Source organism: Pseudoalteromonas sp. NZS37 (assembly GCF_015864265.1).
Taxonomy (GTDB): domain Bacteria; phylum Pseudomonadota; class Gammaproteobacteria; order Enterobacterales; family Alteromonadaceae; genus Pseudoalteromonas; species Pseudoalteromonas arctica.
The window spans coordinates 201,787-221,259 of sequence record NZ_JADYXL010000002.1; the positions used below are offsets into that span (position 1 = coordinate 201,787).

Annotated in this window: 12 protein-coding genes; 3 read left to right on the forward strand and 9 right to left on the reverse strand. The window is 37.5% G+C overall.

Annotated elements, in window-relative coordinates; all coding sequences use genetic code 11:
- Positions 1-8 precede the first annotated feature (8 nt).
- A complete protein-coding gene (locus I6F47_RS04345) occupies positions 9-1,496 on the forward strand; it encodes a bifunctional 2-methylcitrate dehydratase/aconitate hydratase (protein WP_197183395.1) in 1,488 nt (495 codons plus the stop codon).
- Between the two features lie 171 nt (positions 1,497-1,667).
- Entirely contained in the window at positions 1,668-1,871 is a 204-nt protein-coding gene (locus I6F47_RS04350; RefSeq protein WP_024590352.1) for a hypothetical protein, read from the forward strand.
- A 76-nt stretch (positions 1,872-1,947) separates the two neighbouring features.
- Here I6F47_RS04350 and I6F47_RS04355 read toward each other — a convergent pair whose 3' ends face one another.
- From I6F47_RS04355 to I6F47_RS04395, 9 genes are all read right to left on the reverse strand, one after another.
- Positions 1,948-4,506 carry a putative bifunctional diguanylate cyclase/phosphodiesterase gene (locus I6F47_RS04355; RefSeq protein WP_197183396.1) on the reverse strand — a complete coding sequence of 853 codons (2,559 nt, stop codon included), beginning with the start codon at positions 4,504-4,506 and terminating at the stop codon, positions 1,948-1,950.
- Between the two features lie 454 nt (positions 4,507-4,960).
- Positions 4,961-5,308, reverse strand: coding sequence for an ATPase (locus tag I6F47_RS04360; protein WP_231609162.1), 348 nt, complete (start codon positions 5,306-5,308; stop codon positions 4,961-4,963).
- A gap of 163 nt (positions 5,309-5,471) precedes the next feature.
- The gene (gene hflC, locus I6F47_RS04365; RefSeq protein ID WP_010552588.1) at positions 5,472-6,455 is read right to left on the reverse strand and encodes a protease modulator HflC; all 984 of its coding nucleotides are present in this window, start codon (positions 6,453-6,455) and stop codon (positions 5,472-5,474) included.
- The gene (gene hflK, locus I6F47_RS04370; RefSeq protein WP_002962612.1) at positions 6,452-7,393 is read right to left on the reverse strand and encodes an FtsH protease activity modulator HflK; all 942 of its coding nucleotides are present in this window, start codon (positions 7,391-7,393) and stop codon (positions 6,452-6,454) included. Before hflK ends, hflC begins: the two co-directional genes overlap by 4 nt.
- Positions 7,394-7,890: 497 nt before the next feature.
- Positions 7,891-9,255: a Na+/H+ antiporter NhaA gene (gene nhaA, locus I6F47_RS04375; RefSeq protein ID WP_197111299.1), complete on the reverse strand. Its 1,365-nt coding sequence runs from the start codon at positions 9,253-9,255 to the stop codon at positions 7,891-7,893.
- A 170-nt stretch (positions 9,256-9,425) separates the two neighbouring features.
- Positions 9,426-10,574 carry a N(5)-(carboxyethyl)ornithine synthase gene (locus I6F47_RS04380; RefSeq protein ID WP_165721786.1) on the reverse strand — a complete coding sequence of 383 codons (1,149 nt, stop codon included), beginning with the start codon at positions 10,572-10,574 and terminating at the stop codon, positions 9,426-9,428.
- A gap of 801 nt (positions 10,575-11,375) precedes the next feature.
- Entirely contained in the window at positions 11,376-14,231 is a 2,856-nt protein-coding gene (locus tag I6F47_RS04385; protein ID WP_165721787.1) for a hypothetical protein, read from the reverse strand.
- A gap of 905 nt (positions 14,232-15,136) precedes the next feature.
- Positions 15,137-16,540: a sugar porter family MFS transporter gene (locus I6F47_RS04390; protein WP_442960274.1), complete on the reverse strand. Its 1,404-nt coding sequence runs from the start codon at positions 16,538-16,540 to the stop codon at positions 15,137-15,139.
- Between the two features lie 59 nt (positions 16,541-16,599).
- Entirely contained in the window at positions 16,600-17,640 is a 1,041-nt protein-coding gene (locus I6F47_RS04395; protein WP_101163905.1) for a LacI family DNA-binding transcriptional regulator, read from the reverse strand.
- A gap of 211 nt (positions 17,641-17,851) precedes the next feature.
- On the opposite strand from I6F47_RS04395, the gene I6F47_RS04400 reads away from it, so the two are divergent.
- Positions 17,852-19,462, forward strand: a complete 1,611-nt coding sequence (locus I6F47_RS04400) for a glycoside hydrolase family 43 protein (protein WP_165721789.1) — start codon at positions 17,852-17,854, stop codon at positions 19,460-19,462.
- Positions 19,463-19,473: the final 11 nt, after the last annotated feature.

The following is a 19,473-nucleotide window of genomic DNA, read 5'->3' on the forward strand; positions in this document are numbered from 1 at the left end:
GATACAAAATGAGTAGTAATACAGATAATAACACTCGCCCAGATTACGACAGTGTTATCCAGGGTATCGCTGATTATGTATTAACGTTTGAAGTATCAAGCGCAGAAGCACTAAACACTGCACGTAATTGTCTAATGGATACCTTAGGCTGTGGACTGCTCGCTTTAAAGTTTTCACAATGTACCAAACTTCTTGGTCCAATTGTCAAAGGGACCGTTGTTCCTAATGGCGCACGAGTACCAGGGACCTCGCTCATACTCGACCCTGTTAAAGCAGCGTGGGACATTGGTTGTACCATCCGCTGGCTCGATTACAACGATACGTGGTTAGCTGCTGAATGGGGGCACCCTTCTGATAACTTAGGTGCTATTTTAGCTGTAGCCGATCACTTGTCTCAAGTCAGAATCGCAAATTCACAGCCTCCCCTGACTATGCGAGACGTACTTGAAGCCATGATTATGGCGCATGAAATTCAAGGCGTTATCGCATTAGAAAATTCTTTTAATCGTGTTGGCTTATGCCATGTATTATTGGTGCGTGTAGCCTCAACGGCTGTTGTCACAAAAATGATGGGGGGCAGTAGAGAGCAAATAATGGCAGCCATATCTCAAGCATGGGTTGATGGTTCTGCACTGCGTACTTATCGTCATGCGCCAAACACTGGGTCTCGTAAATCTTGGGCTGCGGGCGATGCAACTTCCAGAGCAGTTTATTTAGCTGATATGGCAATGCGCGGTGAAATGGGTATACCCAGTGCATTAACAGCTGCGCAATGGGGGTTTTATGATGTCTCTTTCTCCAAAACTAATAAAGACCAAGCACTAAAGCCTGAAGCGGAGCGCACGTTTTCGTTCTCCCAAGGTTACGGTTCATATGTAATGGAAAACATTTTGTTTAAAATTTCTTTTCCAGCAGAGTTTCATGCGCAAACAGCAGCAGAAGCCTCCGTTATTTTGCACCCTCAAGTAAAGTCGCGTTTAGACGATATTGAGAAAATAATGATCCGCACCCACGAGTCAGCCATACGCATTATTTCTAAAACAGGACCGCTTGCCAACGCAGCTGACCGCGACCATTGCTTACAATATATGATTGCTGTTCCCTTGGCATTTGGGAACTTAACTAGCGATCATTATGAGGACGACTTTCACAACACGCACCCTATCATCGATAAACTACGCGACAAAATGGAGGTGTTAGAAGATAAACGCTTTACAGCTGAATACTTAGAGGCGGACAAACGCTCTATTGCCAATGCAATTCAAGTTTTCTTTAACGATGGTAGTAAAACAGAAGAAGTGGTTGTTCAGTACCCTTTGGGTCATCGCCGTCGTCGTGAGAAAGGCATTCCATTATTAGAGCTTAAATTCAAATCTAATTTAGCAACACGCCTTGCAACCCAACAATGCCAAACCATATTTACCCTTTGTAAAGATCAAGCCAAGCTTGAAAATACGCCAGTAAACAGCTTTATGGACTTATTTGTTATTCAATAAGTTAAATTGCAGTATGTACGGTGATACTGTAATACCAATTCACTTAATTAAGTGAGCTATTTTTAGGTAATAAAATAGCTCACTAACAAAGCGAGCTTATAATATACAATTGTTTTATATAAATATTTTTTAAAACGAAGCTTTAACAAAACACAGCAAACGGGACTTATTATGACTAATGAAATTAAACACTCAATTGCAAACTTTGCAGCCTTAGAAACTTCAATAGCAAATGGGGAAGAACAATCGGTAAAAGAATTATTAGCAGATCAGTCAATGCAAGAGCTAGAAAAAAGCTACCTGTTAGACTTAGCTAAACTCGGTAATAACAGCGCTATCATAAAGCTATTAAATGATATTCCCGTAAAAAAATAGACGCTCGTGGCTATGTTATTACTCCATAGCTGGCGAGTTAATCCATGTTGTAAGGTAATAATTGATTGTTCTCGTTTTACTTATGATGACTTGTTTTATTTAGGCTATTAATATAATCAATAAGATTATTTAAAGGTATTGGTTTGGAAAAATAATAGCCTTGAACCCTTATACTGCTGAATTGAGATAAATAGGCGATCAGCTCAGCATTTTCAACACCTTCAATGACCACTATTTTTTTAAGCTCTGTACAAATCTTGATGATACCTTCTAATAAAGCGCGTTCTTGGCCCTCATGCTCAGCACCAATCGTGAACTCCCGATCTATTTTTATAATATTAGCAGGCTGCCTCGACAAGTAAGAAAGGCTAGAATATCCAGCGCCAAAGTCATCAATCGCAACGTTAAAGCCCTTAGCCATCAGCTTTCTAAGAACGCCTTCGATAACCCCTTTTTCTGACATGACTGTTTCAGTCACTTCAACGGTGAGCCGATGCGGCTCTATACATTTATCAGAGACTAATTGGCAAATATATGCAACAAACCCTTGCAGCTGTAATTGCTGGGGTGAAAAATTAACAGCCACAGTAATATTTTTTAACTGCGCAGTATTACTCATATCTTTAAGTACCTGTGCTAGTACTTGTTTGCCAACTTCTAATATTTGCCCCGTTTGCTCTGCTATAGGTATAAAAATAGCCGGGGAAATATACGCACCATTACTTTTCCATCGCACCAAACTCTCAACACTAATCACTTTGTTATCAGATAAACTATGGATTGGTTGGTAATACACTTCTAAGTCACCATTTTTAAGCGCTTTTTGAAGCTCTCCTCTAATGTGGACTATTTCTTTATGCTTATCATCCATTAGCTTATGATAAAAACAAAGCTGATTCCCTCCAAGGGTTTTCGCACTGTCCATAGCAATATCTGCATGCTGTAATAGTACTTTTGAATTTCCTACTCTTTCTTTAGACATCGATATACCAGCGCTGGCTGTAAGATAAATATCAACGTCCTCTAAATAATAAACGTTTGCTAAAGAGCTTATTAATACTGATATTTCTTCTCTTAGTTTATCTTTACTTATATTACTGTAATAAAGAATAAACTCATCATTACCAAAGCGTGCTATTGAGTCGGCTGTCAGCGCGTTATTTTTAAGTCTTCTTGCAACTAGCTTGAGAACTTTATCGCCTATGGCATGCCCTAAACTATTATTTATAGAACTAAAGCCATCTAGGTTTATAAAAACCATTGCACACGGTGAGTTTAACGCTTTGGCCTGCTTAGACTGTTTAGCGTTTATTTCATCATCTAGCGCATCTCGGCGAATTAGCCCTGTTAACTCATCATATTTAGCCATTTTAAACAGCTTTTTTGATTGTTGTTTTAGTAGGTATGAAGAGTCTGAAGCAAGTATAAAAATATAGATAAAGATGAAAGTAAGCCAAATTATAATTTGTTCGACTTTTGCCCTTTCTTTTAATGCGGAGTAGTTATTAATAAAACTATATACATTGTGCTTTAAAATGCCCATTACATCGACTTTTTCTACAATATAGTCACTGTATAAACTCAATAGTATATTTAAATTGTATACGTTTTGCTTTTTAGCATTAACAGAAAAGTAAACTTGAGGCGTCAATTCAATAAATACATCAAACGTATTTAGATAATCTATGTATCTGTTCTCAATTAATAAATTCATGTCTAGTAAAGCTAAAACTTGATACTTACTGCCAGTAACTGAATTTATAGGTATCGAAAACATAATAGTCGGCGTACTCGTTTTCAACGTTAATGAATTAGCTGCAAATCTAACTTCATCCGTAGTTGTATTTAACCAGTTCACTACAGAATCACTTGATAGAAATCCACTGGAAATAAATTGCTTAGAAAATATGTCACCTTCAACTAACGTAAGATTTTCATCAAGAATAAGCATCCCTTTGATGATTTTATAATCCCTCGCATAATTTTTCATATCAACAGCGGCAAGCTTTAAAAAAATATCATGACTCACTTTTTCTAATCTCGACTTAATCCGAGATAATGACTTTTTATGCTCATCAAGGTTTTTATTAAGCATTGTCCCCACTAAGCTTATTTTTTCTCGTGCTTTTTCTTCTTCACTACTCACTGTTTTTACTGCACTAGCGTACCATAAAGACACACCCGTAAAGATAACTAAAAACATGACTGCTTTGGTAAACTTAGCCCCTTTAGTTATCGTTGCAGAACATAAAATTTTAATAATGAGCGCTGAGAAAAAAGAAAAAACCATAACGGCATTTAAAGCAGTAATAAATGGATTATCACTAATTAAAAAAAACTTTTCGTCAACGACTCCCCATAAGCTCAATTGAAAATTTAAGAAAAAAGCACACCCTAGAATGCCTAATACAGGAGTCACATATTTAACTTTTTTTGTAAATTTAAAATTAAATAATAAAGTTAAGATTGAGCCTAAAACTAGCGATATTAAAGCGGTACTAATAGAAATGATAGGCATCAGAGGTGCTTCAAGTAAAATACTCTCCAACCCACCCAAAATTACTACAACAACAAAAAACTGAATAAAGCCTAAATATAAAATACTTGCTGCTGATTGAGTTAGAGATAACCGCATGAGTCTGTTGTAACCTTCTAATTTGAGTCGCCAAGATCTTAAACTGTAAAGCAACTGCCGTATTAGTACAGTCAAATTTAATTATTTTGTATTATATTAAATAAAAGGATACAGCCTTTATAGCTAGATATTAAATTGAGGGAATAATCTAATGAAAAGTAAGTAGATTCATAGTCATGCCATATCATCTGCTTCTCATTTTAATACCAACCTGCATAAATATTTGAACAATTAAAACAAATTAAATCACTCTATAACGTTGTTAAATAGACCCCGTATAAGCAAATTGGTATAACTTAGTAACTAGGATTGACTGTCCGGATATGTTGAGCACACCGAATCATTTTACTTAACTCGATTAAAAGAAAAAATCCTTGATATAAATTGATATCACATACATTTGATTGAACTGACACCTTAGTAATACACTAATATTGCCAGTTCAATCAGTCGATTACATATCTGAAAATCGGTTAGCCGATTGCACAATTCTTTTTATCTCATTTTCTTCAATATCTTTTATTGTATCAAGCAACGTTTTTGCGCTTTCGATATCTACACGAGAATATATATGAATGTATAACTCAATAACTTGTTCATGATGGTTTACTATTTTCTCCATAATGTCTGAGATATCTAGCTCTTCAAAGAGTGAGTTGCAATCAACGCGCTCAATAATTGAGTGCTTTTCGATGTAATCAAAACACCAGGTGTTTAGCGCTTTTACGTCTGCCGTATTTTCAAATCCTTGTACAATATTCTCTAAACTCTCCTCATGCTCAGATAGGTAGCGAAGCATCATTCGTGCTCCCTCATCCTTATTTTGTTTAGAGCTCTTGTTTAGGCTATCTTTTAAGTTTTTGTGAAATAAAACGGTCCAATTGAGTACATCTCTAATTGTTTCAATTTGCATTTATTGCTCCTAAGTTTAATGATATCTATACAATATTTTAATATGAAGCATGCTAATTTTTAGGATTAGGCTCACTCACCTGAGTGTGTTGTAAATACTGAAATAGCTCACTGTCGGTCGATAATACCAATGTTGTGTTTTGGCTAAGGGCAAGTTCAAGCGCCTGCAACGAACGGGTAAATGCATAAAATGCGACTGCTTGATCATTTTTGTTATAGGCTGAGGCGTAAATAGCGGCTGCTTTAGCATCAGCTTTACCTCTAATTTCTGTTACTGCTCGGTAGGCTTCAGATTGAATTTTATCTAAGTCTCGCTCTCTGTTACCTTGTATACGGGCAGCTTCGCCTTTTCCTTCTGACAAAAAGCGTTCTGCTATTTGACGACGTTCGCTGATCATACGTTCATAGATTTTAGGGCGTACACTTTCATTATAATTAATACGTTTAAAGCGAATATCCATAAGCTCAATACCAAATACTTTTACTTTTTTTGCCGCCTCATTAAATATATCTTGCTCGACAACTAAACGTCCCATGCTTATAGGCACTAAACTACCAATATTCTGCTCTTTTTCAGCCTCGGTGAGTGACGAGTCACGCAAAGGTTGGCGATCTTTTGTTGTACGAATAATTTCGATTAATTCGTGTGTCGCTACTGCATTACGCGTTTCACTACCAAAAATATCATCGAGCCTAGATTGTGCGCTTCGCTCATCACCTAAGCGTAAAAAATACTGCAACGGATCGGTAACCTGCCACCGCGCATAAAGACTTACAGAAATATAAAGCTTATCTTTGGTCGGCATATCAGAAGGTGTTCCTTCCCATTCCAGCACGCGCTTATCAATAAAATTAACTTGCTGAACAAAAGGCATTTTGAGTTGAATACCCGCCTCTCTAATTGGCTCTCCAACCGGTTTACCAAACTGAGTAATAACCACCTGCTCTACTTCGTTAACCGTATATAAAGCGCTATACAAAGTAACCCCTACAAGTGCAGCTAAAATACTGCTGCCAACGATTAAATAAGATTTCATGGCTGCTGTCCTTTTAGTGAAGTTAAATTGAGTAAAGGTAATACACCCCGTGCTTCGCTATCGATAATAATTTTATTTTTTATCGTTGGCATAACATCTGTCATTGTTTCTATATATATTCGTCTGCGTGTTACCTCAGGTGCCAGTTGGTACTGTGCAAACAGCGCATTAAAACGCAGAGCGTCGCCTTCAGCTTCATTAACTCGCTTAAGGCGATAACCGTCGGCTTCTCTAATTCGTTGGTCGCGCTCCCCCTCAGCAAGCGGAATAACGCGGTTATATTCGCGACGCGCTTCGTTAATCAACTTTTCTTTTTCTTGTTGAGCCTGATTAACTTCATTGAACGACCCTTGTACTGGTACGGGTGGGTTAATGTTTTTTAGTTGAACCTGATCAATACTAATCCCCATTACATATTTGGTTGCCAATGCCTGCATTTTTTGTAATGCCTCAATTTCAATCCCTTGCCTGCCAATGGTAATTACTTCATCTACAGTTCTATCGCCTACAACTTCACGCATAACTGATTCAGACACATATCGTAAAGTGCCTGCCGGGTCGCGCACCTCAAATAAGTACTTTTGGGGATCGGCTATCCGATATTGAATTACCCATTCAATCAGCGCAGTGTTTAAATCGCCAGTTACCATTTGGGTTTCTTCGCGTTGATTTGTTGCAGGTGAAATTTTTGGCGCAAATGAGCGAATATTATTTTCAGGATTAATATTTTGATCTGGGTCGGAGGCTCCAGGAGTAGAAAAACCAAACTCCTGCTTTAATTGCCGCTTAGTAGGCACTATTGTGACGTGATCAACACCTAATGGGATTTTTACATGTAAGCCCGCAGGTAGAATTTCTTGAAACTTACCAAACCTTAATACCAAAGCAACTGAATCACTGGGAACGGTATAGACTGCGCTATAGCCTGTAGCAATCAATCCCAAAAACAGTACTATGGTTAAACTTGTGCTAAATTTTCCACTCAGCAACTTCTTATACTTTTTAAACGCACCGCTCATCACTTTATCGATATCTGGCGGACCGCTTTTACTTTTAGAATTTGGACTATTTTCGTTTTGTGTAGAAATAATATTCTCCTTTTTAAGAAACCAAAAATATGGAGCCTTATTACTACTTTAGATTGTCATAAGCGCCAACGTGCTTCGCAATCTAGGTGATAACTTCCTCTGTATAATTTAAGGGTAATAATTTAGGGGTAATGATTTAAGGAATCGTTTTAAGATTTAAATTCATATACTTAAGCATTAATTTAAAGCCAAAAAACCTTAGTAAGACATTAGCGTATTTATTTTAATTGGTCTGTTCGCTACAACACATAGCGTGTTTTAAACAATAGGTTTAATTGATAAATAAAGGGTTAAGTACAACTAATGAGTACACATTATTGAATACCCATTAGCCCCTTCACGCCCTATTATGGCGTTGAATTAATTGGTTTATTGCTCTTTTTTGAGGCAACCACTCGAATATATAAAACCCCAAGTATTGCAGAAAGAACCGAAGCCACTAAAACCGATGTTTTTGCGTTATGAAGATGCTCGGCTTGCCCATCAAACCCCAACGTAGCAATAAAGGTAGACATGGTGAATCCAATCCCAGCGATAAGTGAAGCACCAATAACATGCTGAAGATTAATGCCCTCAGGCAAGCAACCTATTTTGTAGCGTAAAGCAAGCCAACACGCACCCGAAATACCAATAAACTTACCAACAACAAGACCACTAATAATACCTAAGCCAACGGGATCACTGAGACTCTCAACAAATGAACTAAAGTTAAAAACCACACCCGCATTAACTAAAGCAAATAGCGGTAAAATAAACAGTGCGACAGGCAGGTGCAGCACATCTTCCCATCGACGCAAAGGTGTACCCGCATTTTCGGCTAAATCACGAATTTCGAGTACCTGTTTATGATCCTGTCTGCTAGCCAGAACATCTACTTTCTCTATTTCTTTTTGCATAGAGGTAATGGTTGTTTTTGCCTTTTCAAGCGACCTTCCTGAGCCCAACATTGAGCGTGCAGGAGCCGTTAAAGCAATAGCAACACCTGCTACAGTAGGATGCACACCTGACTGTAGCATCATCCACCAGGTGGCAAGACCAATGATAATGTAAAAAAGCGGCTGCCTTATTCCGGCATAATTGGCGGCTACTAAAAAAGCAAATAGAACAACGGCGCATGACAAATACATCACCGATATTTCTTGGGTATAAAACACGGCAATAACGAGTATTGCCCCCACATCGTCAACAATCGCAAGACCTACAATAAAAGCCAACAAGCTTGTGGGTATATGTTTTCTTACAATTGTAAGCACACCTAATGCAAACGCAGTGTCGGTTGCCATGGGTATACCCCAACCAATCAGTGAATCTTGCCCCCAGTTAAACAGCGAATAAATACCAGCAGGCACGACCATACCGCCTATGGCGCAAAAAATGAGCATGTGTCTATTTTTGGGCTCAGCTAAATCTCCAGCAAGTACCTCTCGTTTTATTTCAAGCCCAAGCAATAAGAAAAATATCACCATCAAACCATCATTAATAATGTGTTTAAGCGAGGTTTGTAGCTCAAAGTCTCCTAATGAGACTCCAATAGGCGTGTGTACTAAGTTCAGATAGGTAGCTGAATAAGCTGAATTTGCCCACCATAGTGCAATGATCGTAGATACCAGAAGAAACAGACTAGAGGTGGTTTGAGCACGCATAAAATTAGAAAATGGGTCGTGCATATAGTCTAAGCCACGATTTAGTATATTTTTAGAATCGTTAGGCATATCAGGTAGCCTTATAAATTGTGGGTGTTCGTTTTATCAAAACTTTTAAGATTTAAGTTCTCCAGTTTTACTATCAGTCAACAAACACTTCGCCTTAAAATTACTAGCATTAAGACGAAGTGCACACCCCTAATTAATCTAATGTAAAATTAGATTAGAGATAAATTTAATCATTGTGTTATTACGTTATAAGGGTAAATATTTTCGCGGTTTTGGAATGCCAAAATAGCTGTATTTTTAATTATTCCTTGCTCAATGTTTATTGCACGGCGAATGGTTTCATCTTTTTGCCACTGCAAAGCACCTTTAAGTATCGTTTGTAAATATACAATGAGCGCCGCAGAAATTGAACGCGTCGCGCTTTCCCATAAATAACTCGGTGTATGATCAACGCCATAATAATCCGTGTTGTTATATCTAAATAAAGGGTTTTTAAACGTTGTCGGCTTTGCAAAAAAGAATCCCATCCCCTCATCACAGCTAACATCAATAATTAAGCTGTTTGGTTTTAAGCAGTCGGCTTCTGATTCAATTACAAAGTTAACCGGATGAGCTGTTTCTTGATAAGTCCCGTTCACGATAATATCGGCTTCGCTAATAAGATCGCTAAGTGGTCGATTAGTCCCATCATGTTCAACAACCATCATGCGAGCCTCTCCTTCAAGACCTTCTCGTACCTTAACATAATGACAATCTAATATTTCTTCACGCACTTCATGATCAGGTCGCTGAATACAAATTGTAATATCTCTAAAGCCATGCGCTTTAAGAGCATAAATAGCGCCTCTACTCACTGCACCAAAACTAAATATAATCGTTTTACGTTGATCGCCATAATGACCATCAATACCCTTAAGTTGCAAAGCATGTATTACAGCGCAATACCCTGCCATTTCATTGTTTTTATAAAAAGTATGGCGCCCTGCATTTCCTTGTGGTGACCACACATACATATCTTCAAAAGCAATTAAGGTAAGTTTACGTTCTATCGCCGCTTGTGTTATTTCATGCTGTTGAACGCAGTGGGCATAGCCCCAAATAGTGCCTCCTTCGCGCATTTCTTCTAAGTCAGCAAGTACAGGCTTTGCAATAATGGCCGTGCCAATATGGGTAAGTATTTCGCTGCGAGATGCAATGCCACCCGTTAACGTTGCAATATATTCATCGCTAACATTAAAAGCGGTGCCATAGCCTTGTTCAAACACCATTTGTTTTCTAAGATTTTCGGGAATTCGTAATAAATGCTCTGGGTGAATAGGATACCGTCTTTCATCTGTCTTGCGGGATGTTCCGATAACGCCGATAGTTAATTCACTCATGCTAAGTCCTGTTTATAAAGTAAGTACGCTTGAGTTCACCAACGAATCATCATACTTCGCCAATAAACTTAGGCGGTGTTTTTTCTGTACGTTTGTGGCTCGGATGAACCAACTCTAATTTACAAAGGTGTAATTTTGACAATAAATAATGAAGAGCAGTGAGTTAACTTGCATTGAGTTGCAAGCTGAAGACTATTACCTTTTGAGTAAAAGTGCTAACTGAGTATATCAGAAATAAGTATTACTAACTTGGGTATCTCAAACTGAAATAAAGGGAGTACTCGCTAATTACTGAGGTTTTAACTTAATGATTTACTTTGTAGAACAGATTTGATGAGCTTTGTATTGGGCTAGCTGAACGTTTGTCTTTAACGCCAACTTCGGCTATGTGCCAGTGTAGGTTGGATAAGCGAAGCGCCATCCGACACAGTAAAATACCTTGCCAATTATTATCAACATTTTATGTTGTCGAGTGGCTGGAGAGTGCCATTTACGGACATTCAGTATTGGAATTTAAGTCTATACTGATGGTCGCAAAACCACCATAGCCGTCATTCATCATATAATGGTTAATGATCACTTTGTGCACAAAGTTAGCCTAATGCTAAAACTTTGGAAAGCCATGAATTTTATTTTTCAATTGATGGGTGTCCTAAACTTTAAAACTTTGTGATAGCTGAGTTGGTGTTCATGTTATCAAGGAATTAGCAGGTCATAAATCAATTCAAGCTACGGCTCATTATTTGGCTACTTCATCTGCAACCCACCTTAATGCTGTAGAACTAGTGTAATAATCGGCTTTTATTCATATTGAGTAATATCAAACCTAGTAATGCTTGGATATTGCTTTTCGATTTCTGCTATTTGCGGTACATGCTGACTAGAGTAGTTTTTTAGCAGGAATACGTAAAATTGAGCAAACATCTTTTCTTGTTTTTTTCCTTTGATTAACCGGCGAATTTTTTCTATCAATACAAGAACATTTTCTTGGTCTTTAACAATTTGGTTAAATATACTTGGCAAGTTTTTATGTATAAAAACTAAAAGATCAAATTTGGCTTTTTTATTATCAACGTTTATTGCTTTATTGAAAATCGAATCTGCTATTTTGGCAATATTTTCTTGGAGTATTCTTTTTACCAATGTCTCATCATTTTCTTCGTCCATAATTGCTTTTAATATTATGAGTTCATTTTTACATTCTGAACGGCCATCAAAATCCATTTGATATCTCATGCCACTTTTTATTTTTTCAAAAGAAAATTCAGGTGATATCACTACAAATAGTTCATTAACGTAATTGTATTTATTTACTATTTTGGCAATATGGTTTTGGTAATTAGTGTTTTCTCGATTTTGTAAAATGGAAATTATACATTTGTGAAAATGATCTAATTTCTCATCGCTTTCATAAATTTTATATAATTTGTTGTAATTAAATTTATTAGATATTTCTTTTAATTTTCCCTCATCATATAAGGCTAAAAATATCAATATATCGCAATAACTTTGTACATCTACGGCTTCTAGACTTTCAAAGGCTTGTAAAATTGATTCTATTGAAAGCTCTCTTGCTAAGCACTTTGCCCTTTTCTTGAGCCTCGAGTCAGTTCTTTCTATTCCTAGAATTGCATGAGTTACACCGAAGTAGTGGCTAATTAGGTCACTTAAAGAACTATAAGCACTCATTAAATCTTTGTTCAGTAATTCGCTTATTCCTTTTATGTTGTGTTTTACCTGTTCATCAGCCCAATCACTATTTATGCAGGCTAACTGGTCAATTAATTTTGAAAACTGATAACAAGCAGTGTCATTAGAAAACGCAGATATATTTATTTCAAACGTAGATGTCTCAAATAGTTTTTTTTGGTAGTCCTTACATTGTTCATCAACAAAGAACTGCATTCGGTTTAATAGATATGCAAACCTAGGCCTATCTTCAATGTGGGCGTTAACCATTGCGTCGAAAACAACTTTAATATGCTTTTCAGATACTGTCAGAAATTTATTATCTTCATTGCACAGAGTGTTAATCAAATTTCCTAATTGATACGCAGTTTTTCGGCAAACATCTAGAAGCCATTTTTCAAGAATGGAATTATCTTTTTTCAACAGGCTTAAAACATCTTTATTAAGTCGAATTAATGAGTTTAATTTAGTTACTATTGCTGGTGCATCTTGTATTTTAATTGTGCTAGCAAGAAGGTTTGAAGTAACCTCTTCGGTTATACCTCGTGTATTTAATTCGTACTTTCCTCTTCTAAAATCAAACATGACAAACTCAATCAAATTAGAATGACCTGTGAGGTATGCATCTGTTTTCAGAATCAAGGCTATAAGGTTTAAAAGATACTCTAATTCGTCAGCGGAATTGTTTTGTGACAAAAATAGTTTCAAAACTCGCCGTGAGTATTCGTAGTGTTTGTTCTTAATGTTACCTTCGATAGACACACAATATTTGTTTAATGCAGTCTCGGCTTTTTGAAGCCATTGATTATCATTATTGAACTGTTTCAGTGCAGTCAATATAATTTGCTTACTAACTCCATTATCTAACGTCGCAAACTGAAAAATAGCGACTGTTACAATAGCCATGCTAAGTTTTTGATCATTTTCTAATAAATCTAAATCTTGTTTAGCAGCATTCCACCCCTCAGTTAAAGAGTAATTAAATAACCAAGGCGTACTTTCTCTCGAAGCCCTAAAAATCCTAGCATCGATTCTATCGTGATGGTCTTTTTTGTTAGTTTTCAAACCAATAAGTTTTAAAGTTTCTGAAATTTGATCTTTATTCTCTAAACAATACTTTTCCAACATCTTGACCTGAGATATTGGTGAAATTTCAACAAAAGGGTAATTTCTTAAGAAGCGATCGTCAATTGATGTACTTGAGTTCCAATTAGCAAGTATTAAGCAGTTTTTATATGCACTACTTAAAATAACCTCAAGAAAATTAGGGTCAAGTATTTGTGCATCATCTATCACTAAGACAGAATTGTCCTGAGGTGGAGCAAGAGTAAAGTTATTTGTAAATAATTCTTTGTGGATGTTAAATACTGCGTAACCCTGCTTATAAAAGTTATATGCAACTTGGTAAGTTAATAATGATTTTCCACTTCCACTACACCCTTTAATAATGCATTTATTTGCTAATTGAAGTTTATTAGTAATATCCGAAATGATTGCTTTGCTTGATGGGCAAGATTCAACATTTTTCTCATTAAGCCCAGTGCAAGATAACGCTGTTGAATAGTCACTTTCTAGAAATTGAAAGTTCACTGTTTTAAACAATACAAAAGGCTTCTCAATATATATCCTTGACTTTGCTACGTCTTCAGAATATGACTTCCAACCAAACAAAACTTCTGCCGAATATCCCGTACCTTTGTTTTTATCAATTATTGTTGAACATTTGTTACATAGGTGAATAGCATTAGAAATATGACTCCGTTCCTCTTCTGAAAGGCTAGGATTGGCTCTTGGTCCATTATCAATGGAGGCAGAATAAATATGAGCAGCGACACCTACATATTCCTTTTCATTTGGAATAATAGATGGTCCAATTGTGGAAACACCACAAGAAGGGTTTGAGCAATGAAAACCGACTCGTTCTGCTAATAACCTTTTATCTGCTGGAGTAAAATCATGCCTAGCCATAAATCATTATTTCCATCTACTAATTAGTCCAATCCAATTTTGACATATTTAATGTAATTATTTCTACTCAACCAAATGGTAATAAAGTCAATTCATTAAATATCAAGAGGTAAGTACATTCAAATGCGAATGAAGTGTATAGAGGTTAACTTATTGCAGAAATGCTCAAAAATATCAATTGTGACTATTTTTTTGCTCCGCTAGGCAACAAAATATCACCCTCGCTGTTATACGAATTTCACTATAGAACGAATAATGGAGGATGTCCCCCATTATATCTACAACAGGTTGAAAAGGTTAATACTCTATGAACAGTGAACAGTGGGACATCACCCATGAATTTTATTATTTAAATTGATGGGTTCTAAATTTTCTACTGGCAATTTATTAACGTTCACTATCTAAATATCAACGGCAGCAATGAGCTTGAAGCAGTCATACAATGTAAAAAATACGACTGACTGCTTATCGCTCACTGCAGACTATCAGCTGTATTTGCTTTTTAGTTGCTTATTACACAAACTGCGCAACTACGTCTTGTTAAAAAAGCTACGTCACGTCTAATATTATTCATTTTTAAACATGGCCGAAGGTTGATGACCCAGTTAACAACTAAGGGAAAACGGCGATCGAGGCAGCTTAAATCGAAATAATAAAAGTTTAAAAAATGATGTTAAACGCTATTGCAAATCGTGATATTGAACAAGCGACTTACACTTTACTTAAATGCATTAATAATTTAACTATTGAGAAATGAGATAGTTGCTGCGAGTTTATAAAATGTTTGGGTTTAGTAAAAAGAAAGCTTAACGAGTGAAGCAGTCTAACAACGCCAAAACTATTGCTTTAGTTCTATTATTCTAGTTCTGTTGCTTTAGTTTTGGCGCTTATTAAAGGGGTAATATTTACCCTTTCATTTGTTCAAGCTCTTTACCTTTGGTTTCGTGTAAAAACTTAAATACAAATATGACTGAAACAAACGCGCAAAATGCGTAAAAACCATACGCACCTGCTAAACCTATACCAGTGAGCATGACAGGGAACGACCATGTAATTAAAAAGTTAGCTATCCACTGGGCAAAGCCGGTAACTGCAAGGCCAGAGCCGCGAATTTGGTTAGGGAACATTTCGCCTAACATAACCCACATTACAGGGCCCCACGATAAGTTAAAAAAGAACACATACGCATTAGCGGCTATTAAAGCAACTATGCCCTGCTCTCCTAATTCTAAGTTACCTGTTGAGCCAATATCTGCGTTTAAAAAGGCATAAACAATAACCGAAAGCGTCACCGTCATACCAATTGAGCCGGTTAACAAAAAAGGTTTTCTGCCAATTTTGTCTATAAAACACATGGTAATAAACACCGCTAAAATACTTACAAATCCGCTTATTATATTAATGAGTAACGCGTCAGATTCAGTAAAGCCTGCTGCTTGCCAAAGTACCGCGCCGTAGTAAAAAACAACGTTAATGCCTACTAATTGCTGAAATGTAGCTAAGCCAATTCCTATCCAAACAATGGGGCGTAAACGTTTTTTAGGTTTATCAATAAGATCAGATAATTTAGGGTGGTGTTTATCGCCAGCAAGAGACTCTGCTATTTCATTTAATTTAAGAGCGGCAGTTTCAGCACCATATAATGACGATAAAACACGTGCAGCAGCGTCTTTTTTACCAGCCATAATTAGGTATCGCGGGCTTTCGGGGATAAAAAATAAAGCACTTAAAAACAAGCATGCAGGTAATAATTCAACCCAAAACATCCAACGCCATGTTTCAAAGTCGAGCCAAAATATAGCCGTAGAGCCGCCAGCCGTATTTGCTAAAAAGTAGTTACTTACAAATGCGCTAAACAAACCAAAAATTATAGCCACTTGTTGCAGTGTAGAGAGCGTTCCTCTGTATCGTGCGGAGGCAATTTCGCTAATATAAGCTGGGGTCATAACCGATGCAGCCCCTACCGCTAAGCCGCCTAAAATTCGATAAATCACAAATTCAAACGATGTGACTGACACACCCGAACCCCAAGCACTTATAATAAATAAGGCTGCAGCAAAAAGTAAAATTGGACGACGTCCAAATTTATCAGCCAATCGACCTGCGCAAAACGCACCAATTGCACAACCAATTAGCATGCTCGATACGTTAAATCCCGTACCCGCACTACTGGAGCCAAACGCTGTTTGGAGTCCATCAACAGTGCCGTTAATTACACCGCTGTCAAAACCAAATAAAAAACCGCCAATGGTCGCAACAAAGCAAACCAGTACTATTAAAAGTACATTTTCTTTCTCGTTCATAAGTATCCATATTGTGTGTTGTTGTTATTTTATATAGATTTTGAAGCTCAAAAGGGTGTGCTTATTTAGTTGTTTTTATTGGTTGAGCTTGATTCTCTTTCTATTAATTCAAAATCTAAAATATGTCTTAAGTCTAAGCTTTTTACATTGCTTAAATCGTTATACTGACCCGATGCAAGTAAAGTGATGGCAAGCTCAGCCATTTCATTAATGGGCTGTTTTACCGTAGAAATATTTGGCCAAACTATGGTTGCAAGTTGCGTGTCATCAAAGCCGACAACCGACAGTTCGCTTGGAATATTAATACCTTGTTTTTGAGCTATTGAGATTACAGCGGCTGCCATGTCATCGTTAGCTGCAAAAATAGCTGTAGGCTTATCATCAAGTGAAAGTAATTTTATTGCCGCTTCCATGCCCGATTGATAAGTAAAACTGCCCTGCTCTATATACTCAGGTGGCGTTATTATTTTATTAGAGCGCAGTGCATCTAAATAACCTTGGTAACGCAAACGGCTAACACCTTGTTTAGTGTCGCCAATAATATGTGCAATTTTGCTATGCCCTTGATTTATTAAATGCTCTGTAACATCAAACGCTGCTTGGTAATCGTCCATGCATATATAAGGGGATCGATTTAATTTTGTATCTGGCGTTATTCTTACAAATGGTACTTGTGCTTTAGTAAGCACATCTAAAACCTGTTCGTTGTCGCACATAGGAGGCAGTAAAATCATGCCATCAACCTGTGTAACATCAATAAGTTGCTTTACCGATTCAATTGTTTTGTCAATATCGCTATGCGCTTCGTCAACAACAAGGTGGTAGCCCAGTGCGCGGCATTTTTTAAGCGCTGCCAATAAAAATTGGCTTATGTAAGAGTCACTTGGGTTATCGTATAAAAGCCCTAAAAAGAATGACTTAGTACTAGCAAGGCGCCTAGCAGACACATTTGGCCTGTAATTTAATTGCTCAACAACAGCCATTACTTTTTCGCGGGTTTTGTCGCTTACTTTTTTGTCTTGGTTGAGCACGCGCGAAACTGTCATCATTGATACACCAGCCTGCTCGGCTACATCTTGTATTCTTGCTCTTTTAGGATCGGCCATTACTGTTATTACCTACTCACAATCAGTGGATTGTTATAATTAACTTTCTTAATTTTCATTATACATAATTGTAAAGCTTGATATTGTTTACAGCGCGTTTTAAATGATTACTTATTGACAAAGTCTTATACTACACCGAAAATGTTAGCGCTAACAACAAATTTATAGTATTCACACCCAATAATATAAAAAACTTAAAAAGGCCTATATTATGAGCATGCTGCAAAACCCAATTCTAAGAGGCTTTAACCCAGACCCAAACATTGTCAGAGTTAATAACGACTACTACATAGCCACCTCAACTTTTGAATGGTTTGGCGGTGTACAAATTCACCACTCTACCGATTTAGTTAATTGGCGAGTTATAGGCCAAGCACTTAATACCGTAGAGCAACTTGATATGCGAGGAGTGCCCGACTCTTGCGGTGTATGGGCACCGCAACTTAGCTACAACAATGGGCGTTTTTATTTGGTGTATACCAATGTAAAAAGCTTTGATGGCCCATGGAAAGACACGCCAAATTATTTTGTATCAACCACTGATATTACCGGCAACTGGTCACAAGCGACTTACTTAAATTCTAGCGGTTTTGATCCGTCTATTTTTCACGATGATGACGGTAAAAGTTATTTGCTAAACATGCTGGTTGATCACCGCGACAACAAACTCTTTGGTGGCATAGTAATGCAAGAGCTTTGCCTAAAAACCAATAAGTTAATAGGCGATGTTAAACCTATATTTGCAGGCACAGAGCTTGGTTGCACTGAAGGCCCGCATATTTTAAAACGCGGCGATTACTACTATTTAATTACCGCTGAAGGTGGCACAGGGTATGAACACTGCATTAGTATTGCGCGCTCTAAAAACGTATTTGGCCCTTACCAAGTACACCCATACAACCCCGTTATTACAGCAGCCCACGAGCCGAGTAATGCGCTACAAAAATGTGGCCATGGAGATTTTTTTCAAACACAAACCGGTGATTGGTACACGGTATTTTTAACATCAAGGCCACTGTCTGAGCGCGGCCGCTGCATTACTGGGCGTGAAACAGGGATTGAGCAAATAATCTGGAAAGACGATGGCTGGCCTTATGCAAAACACACAAATAAAGCCCCCAGAATACACGTACCCGTTGAAGGTTTAACGCTAAACCCACAGCCGCAACCCACAACACATATTGATTTTAGTAACGATGGGCTTACTGTTGATTTTCAGTCATTGCGCATACCTATGTGCAAAAATTGGGTGTATAAGAACACCCAAAAATCATCGCTCACCCTAGTGGGGAAAGAGTCTTTAAGCTCATTGCATCAGCAAAGTTTTATTGCCAGGCGTGTACAAGCTCATCATACTGTTAGCAGCACATGCGTTGATTTTGCGCCGAGCAGTTTTCAGCAAATGGCGGGGCTTGTATGTTATTACAACACCGCTCATTACTACTATTTACATATAAGCGGCGGCGATGTAGGCGATGAAACCACACCACGTTATTTAAATGTAATAAGCTGTGATAAATACCAAACAAGCACGCCTGTTGCACCGCTTTTGCTTAAAACAAACAAGCCTGTTTACTTAAAAGCTGATTTTGATGGCGCTCAGCTGCAGTTTTACTACGCCACCGAAAAAAACCGCTGGATAGAGTTTGGCCCAGTGCTCGATGGCAGCATTTTATCTGATGATTACGTGCAGCAATCACCGCAAGGGTATCGACCGTGTTTTACCGGTGCTTTTATTGGTATGGCGTGCCAAGACTTATCGGGACAAAATAAAGAAGCTCACTTTTCATTTTTTAACTATGACGAACCTAGCGGCGAATAAGTCGCCGCCAG

Excerpts from the sequence above, each read along its gene's own strand:
- I6F47_RS04350 (WP_024590352.1), top strand. The coding sequence starts at position 1,668 with ATGACTAATGAAATTAAACACTCAATTGCAAACTTTGCAGCCTTAGAA.
- nhaA (WP_197111299.1), bottom strand. The coding sequence starts at position 9,255 with ATGCCTAACGATTCTAAAAATATACTAAATCGTGGCTTAGACTATATG.
- I6F47_RS04345 (WP_197183395.1), top strand. The coding sequence starts at position 9 with ATGAGTAGTAATACAGATAATAACACTCGCCCAGATTACGACAGTGTT.
- I6F47_RS04400 (WP_165721789.1), top strand. The coding sequence starts at position 17,852 with ATGAGCATGCTGCAAAACCCAATTCTAAGAGGCTTTAACCCAGACCCA.
- I6F47_RS04355 (WP_197183396.1), bottom strand. The coding sequence starts at position 4,506 with ATGCGGTTATCTCTAACTCAATCAGCAGCAAGTATTTTATATTTAGGC.
- I6F47_RS04380 (WP_165721786.1), bottom strand. The coding sequence starts at position 10,574 with ATGAGTGAATTAACTATCGGCGTTATCGGAACATCCCGCAAGACAGAT.
- I6F47_RS04395 (WP_101163905.1), bottom strand. The coding sequence starts at position 17,640 with ATGGCCGATCCTAAAAGAGCAAGAATACAAGATGTAGCCGAGCAGGCT.
- hflC (WP_010552588.1), bottom strand. The coding sequence starts at position 6,455 with ATGAAATCTTATTTAATCGTTGGCAGCAGTATTTTAGCTGCACTTGTA.
- I6F47_RS04385 (WP_165721787.1), bottom strand. The coding sequence starts at position 14,231 with ATGGCTAGGCATGATTTTACTCCAGCAGATAAAAGGTTATTAGCAGAA.
- I6F47_RS04360 (WP_231609162.1), bottom strand. The coding sequence starts at position 5,308 with ATGATGCTTCGCTACCTATCTGAGCATGAGGAGAGTTTAGAGAATATT.